The organism is Methylobacterium sp. E-045 (assembly GCF_022829685.1).
In the GTDB taxonomy this organism is placed as follows: domain Bacteria; phylum Pseudomonadota; class Alphaproteobacteria; order Rhizobiales; family Beijerinckiaceae; genus Methylobacterium.
Genome location: NZ_JAKSYE010000072.1, coordinates 1 through 4,455 on the forward strand (window position 1 = coordinate 1; position 4,455 = coordinate 4,455).

Sequence of the window (4,455 nt, forward strand, 5' to 3'; positions counted from 1 at the left end):
AGCGGTGTCCGTGCCGGAAGGCCCCGCTCCGCTCACGCCCATCCAGCATTGGTTCTTCGAACAGCCGATGGGACGCCGGGACCATTGGAACCAGTCCCTCGAACTCGATGCCCGCGTGAGGCTCGACGCCGATCGCCTCGCCATAGCCGGATGCACCGACGGATGGGTAGCCGTCAGTACCAGCATCGTCGGATGTGGGGGAACTAACTCAAGGCCGGATCCTCGTCGTCCCCTGTCGTCAGATTGGGGGCGACGGTGTCTTGATACTCCAGAAGGTTATGCACTCAATCATCTACGCCCTCGCCTTCCTCCTGGCCCTTGCCACTGCCTCCGCAGCCGAGCCCATCATCGGTCGGGCCTCGGTGATGGACGGCGACACCCTCGATATTGGCGGCACCCGCATCCGTCTCCACGGCATTGATGCGCCGGAGAACGGACAGCTTTGCCAAAACAGGGCAGGGAAGGCCTTCCGATGCGGACAGGCCGGGCCCCTCGCACTGGCCGACCGGATCGGCTCCACGCCTGTCTCCTGCGATCCCAGGGACACCGACAAGTACGGGCGCACCGTCGCGGTCTGCCGGAAGGGCGCGGAGGACCTGAACCGCTGGCTGGTCGCGCAGGGCCATGCCGTTGCCTACCGCCACTACTCGCAGGACTACGTCCCGGCCGAGGACAATGCCAAAGCAGGGAAGCTCGGGATATGGGCCGGCTCCTTCACAGCGCCAGGGGACTGGCGCAAGGGCGAGCGAGCGATGACGATGGGGTCCGCGGCACCGGGCGGCTCGGATGGTCCCATTCCCACGCCAACGCCTCCGCAGCCGGCCTCCAAGGCCGGCGGCTGCGCGATCAAGGGCAACATCAGCCGAAAGGGCGAGAAGGTCTTCCACGTCCCCGGATCACGTGACTATGATTGGACCCGGATCAGCGAACGGGACGGCGAGCGCGTGTTCTGCACTGAAGACGAGGCGAAGGCCGCCGGGTGGAGAGCGCCGCGACGGTAGTGCTCGCCACCCCTTCTAGATCGTGAGAAAGCGGCGAGGAGACCTAAGAACCGCGTTCGCCTCTACGAAGTTCTACCCGCTTCCTGGACGGAACACCTTGACCCGCTCGGCTTCGGCCGCGGTGGGTTTCTTCGTGATAAGGTCCTCTGATTAATCGGGATACCCAACGCCATTCTCGCGTTGCCACCTGCATTGACAGGAGCATCCATGAAGACCTTGACCCTCACCGCCTGCACCGTGGCACTCGCATCCCTCGTTTTCGTTCAGATGGGAACGGCAGCGGATGCTCGATCAAGACACAAGAAGCGCGGCACCGCCGTGACGACCAGCACGAGCACGACCGGTGGTCGACCGGGACGCACGATCTCTCGTGGGGCTACCGGCGCTGACACAGTCACCTCGAACTCGGCCGCAGGCGGCAACTCCAGCCAGCCCGCACGAGCCTCCGGGACCGGAAGCGCTGGTGGCGGCGCCGGTGGTGGCATGTAGCAGCGGCGACCGTAGTTAAGCGTTTCTAGCCCGGCCGGTTCACTCCGCGCCGGGCTTTTTGCTGGGATGGAGAGCGCAAGCCGAAGCCCACCGAAAAAGCCTAGGTAATTGACAACATAGGTTTATGCTACCTGCCCGACTCGGAGGGCTAGGCCATGGAAGATGCTGCCGCTGCCATCGAGTACGACATGTTCCCCGACGGCCCCGGCTGGACGATCTTCAACGTGAAGACCCATGAGCCTGCGCTCGTTAAAGGCGTCCGTCAGACGCAGCTCCCGCTGGACGATGCTGACGACCTCGTGGACCTGCTCAATGCCATGGAGCGTGCAGCACCAGGATCGTCCGTCACCTGGGCTGACGGCTCGCACTAACCCTCACCAAGGCTTTGGTCGGGTCATCATCTGATCCACCCGCTTGCGTCGGCCATCGGCCCGCTCGATCCAGATTTCAGCGGCGTCGAGGGCGAGGTTTGGACCGTGGGCGTAATCCCACCTCCAGTTCGGGTCCGCGGTTGGGCCCCACCTCAGATCAACGCCTTCGCGGAGGATCAGGCGGAGGCGGAATTTCCCCTCATGCTGACGAACCAATAAAAGCCTGAGGGTCTTAGAAGAGGCGATCCATGCTTCCAATGATCCCAGGTCCGTAAAAATGCGGGGCGCATAGTCGTCCGTCGTGATCTCGCGCCAGGGCGGGAGTTCGTCCGTCATTTGTGGCTTATCGCCTCTCAGTCCGGATCGGCACAGTTCGCTTCGAGCAGTGTTTATATCGCTGAACTATTTTACCATCCAATCACGATCCCATTGAGAACGTTTCTAAACGTTGCTCTATGGGGTTTCCACTGCTCCGCTTGAGAACAATGATATGACCGATCAGATCCCCGAAATGCAGACCCGCCACATCGAACTTGCGGCTGATATCGTCGCCGCCTACGTCTCGAACAACTCTCTGCCAGCAAGCGCCCTAGGCGACCTGCTGAGCAGCGTGCATGCTGCCGTCAGCGGTCTCGCGACTGGTGAAAACGGCGCATTAGCCGAGGACAAGATCGAGAAGGCGACGCCGGCTCAGATCAAGAAGTCGATCACACCGGATGCGCTGATCAGCTTCGAGGACGGCAAGCCCTACAAGACGATGAAGCGTCACCTGACGCTCCGTGGACTGAACCCGGAAACCTACCGCGCGAAACACGGTCTGCCGGCTGACTACCCGATGACCGCGCCCAGCTACTCGGCGCAGCGCTCGGCGCTTGCCCGGTCGCTTGGCCTTGGACAGGTACGCCGGGATCCGGCAAAAGCGGCATCAACCGCGCCGGAAGAAGCCGTCGTCGAAGAGGCCGCTTCGGCTCCTGAGAAGCCCAAGAAGGCAGGTCGGCCTCGTAAGTCCACTACGGCCTGAAAGACTCGCGTGGACGGCGCCTAGGCCGTCCTGAGCCTAACTACGGCCGATAGGGGAGGCGGGCTCAGCCCCGCCGTCACGATCTGTTCAGGGGGGCGGCGGGGTGGGTCGTCCATCTCACGCTGAGCCGGTACGCAACTTGGCTCGACGGAGAGGATGGGACGGGGTCGGTTGAGGCGAGGATCGGAAGGCCGCTGTCTGCGATCCCAAATCGAGAATGGGAAGTCGCTTGTCATCGTGCCTGCCTGAGATTATAGTAATTTCACTATATAGGAGGCGTCATGGCCATCGACCCGAGCTTGCGGGGCCGCTCGATTGAGTGGGTTGGCTCGTCGCAGAAAGAAATTCGCGACATGCCTGAAGAGGTCCGCCGCGAGTTTGGACAGGCGCTTTACGAGGCCGAGCTTGGCGGGCGCCACCCGTCTGCCAAGCCGCTCAAAGGTATCGAGGATATAGAGGTAGTTTCAGACTTCAGTGGCGACACGTTTAGGGCCGTGTACACCATAAAGTTTGCAGGCATTCTCTACGTCCTTGGCGCTTTTCAGAAAAAGTCTACCTTCAAGTCTAAGACGCCAAAGGTGGACATTGACCGTATCAAGCGGCGCCTCGCCGCAGCAAGGGAGCACTTTGAGATGTATCACAAATCACGCGAAACCGGCTGACCCTTGGCGCCGTCCAGAGGCAGGCCGGGCCGTCCCCCCTTCCTGCCTCTACCCGTTCTCCTGCCAGGTACCCGCTCATGTCCAGCACCCCCGCACTAGTTCACAGCGAGATCCCAGCCGCCGAAGAAATCACCGTCACCCGCGGAAGCGGCAATGTCTTTGAAGACCTCGGCCTCCCCGACGCCAGCGGCGAAGCTATTAAAGCCCGCCTTGTCATGAGACTTCGGGCTGAGATGGACCGGCGCAGCCTGACACAAAAACAGGTCGCCGAGATCATTGGTGTTAAGCAGTCCGACGTGTCGAACCTGATGCGTGGAAAGGTCATCGGCTTCTCTCTGTCGAGAATGCTCGACTTCATGGAAGCTCTTGGCGACGACGTTGAGATCGTTCTGCGCCCGTCCTCTGCCGCAAGGCGTGGCCGGCGGACGCTCAAGGTCGCTTGATCTATAGGCGTATTGACGTTTCCCTCCGCGCGTCATATGCGGAGGGGGCAAACTCATGCCCGTATGGGTTTGCTGGCGCCTGCCACCTATTCCACGCACCACTTCGGCGGTGAAGTCGTCTCTTCTCCTCCCGTGCAAGTAGTGCGCCATGAAATCGGACGCTGCTTCGCCCGGTAGAAGGTCGCGCGGAATTCTATTTGCGACACGCACGGCTTCTGACATTGGACGCATCACGCTCATGCGGTCCGTCTTGCCGCGCCTGTTTCCAGAACATGCCCCGGATCTGTGTAGGGCGGTGACAAAACCATCCACTGGAGTGTCGGCGGCATGCTGATGCGGGCGGCGTAAAAGTCGGCCAGTTTGAGAGGCTTCTCTTTCGGGAGGGGCCCAGGATGTTTGCCGTGGAAGTCTACGCGGCCGTTCGGCAGTTCGTTTTCATCGACGGCAACTCTCGTCGCGAGGCGGCCC

Annotated in this window: 8 protein-coding genes; 6 read left to right on the forward strand and 2 right to left on the reverse strand. The window is 61.7% G+C overall.

The features are described from left to right. The first annotated feature begins 278 nt into the window (after window positions 1-278). The 3 genes from MKK51_RS10410 to MKK51_RS10420 all read left to right on the forward strand — a co-directional run bounded on the left by MKK51_RS10410 (window position 279) and on the right by MKK51_RS10420 (window position 1,861). Window positions 279-1,001 (forward strand): thermonuclease family protein, encoded by a 723-nt coding sequence (locus MKK51_RS10410; RefSeq protein ID WP_243976904.1) that lies wholly within the window; start codon window positions 279-281, stop codon window positions 999-1,001. Between the two features lie 207 nt (window positions 1,002-1,208). Continuing rightward, window positions 1,209-1,490: a hypothetical protein gene (locus MKK51_RS10415; protein WP_409565657.1), complete on the forward strand. Its 282-nt coding sequence runs from the start codon at window positions 1,209-1,211 to the stop codon at window positions 1,488-1,490. Window positions 1,491-1,645: 155 nt separating this feature from the next. Further along, the gene (locus tag MKK51_RS10420) at window positions 1,646-1,861 is read left to right on the forward strand and encodes a hypothetical protein (RefSeq protein WP_243976906.1); all 216 of its coding nucleotides are present in this window, start codon (window positions 1,646-1,648) and stop codon (window positions 1,859-1,861) included. 3 nt (window positions 1,862-1,864) lie between these two features. Here MKK51_RS10420 and MKK51_RS10425 read toward each other — a convergent pair whose 3' ends face one another. Continuing rightward, window positions 1,865-2,197, reverse strand: a complete 333-nt coding sequence (locus tag MKK51_RS10425; protein ID WP_243976908.1) for a hypothetical protein — start codon at window positions 2,195-2,197, stop codon at window positions 1,865-1,867. Window positions 2,198-2,351: 154 nt separating this feature from the next. Between MKK51_RS10425 and MKK51_RS10430 the strand changes: the two genes are divergently transcribed. The 3 genes from MKK51_RS10430 to MKK51_RS10440 all read left to right on the forward strand — a co-directional run bounded on the left by MKK51_RS10430 (window position 2,352) and on the right by MKK51_RS10440 (window position 3,987). Beyond that, a complete protein-coding gene (locus MKK51_RS10430; protein ID WP_243976910.1) occupies window positions 2,352-2,882 on the forward strand; it encodes a MucR family transcriptional regulator in 531 nt (176 codons plus the stop codon). A 281-nt stretch (window positions 2,883-3,163) separates the two neighbouring features. Beyond that, window positions 3,164-3,544, forward strand: a complete 381-nt coding sequence (locus tag MKK51_RS10435; RefSeq protein WP_243976911.1) for a type II toxin-antitoxin system RelE/ParE family toxin — start codon at window positions 3,164-3,166, stop codon at window positions 3,542-3,544. A gap of 77 nt (window positions 3,545-3,621) precedes the next feature. Then, window positions 3,622-3,987, forward strand: a complete 366-nt coding sequence (locus MKK51_RS10440) for a helix-turn-helix domain-containing protein (RefSeq protein WP_243976912.1) — start codon at window positions 3,622-3,624, stop codon at window positions 3,985-3,987. Between the two features lie 236 nt (window positions 3,988-4,223). Here MKK51_RS10440 and MKK51_RS10445 read toward each other — a convergent pair. Beyond that, window positions 4,224-4,455: hypothetical protein (locus MKK51_RS10445; RefSeq protein ID WP_243976913.1), on the reverse strand; the 232-nt coding region annotated here is incomplete at its 5' end.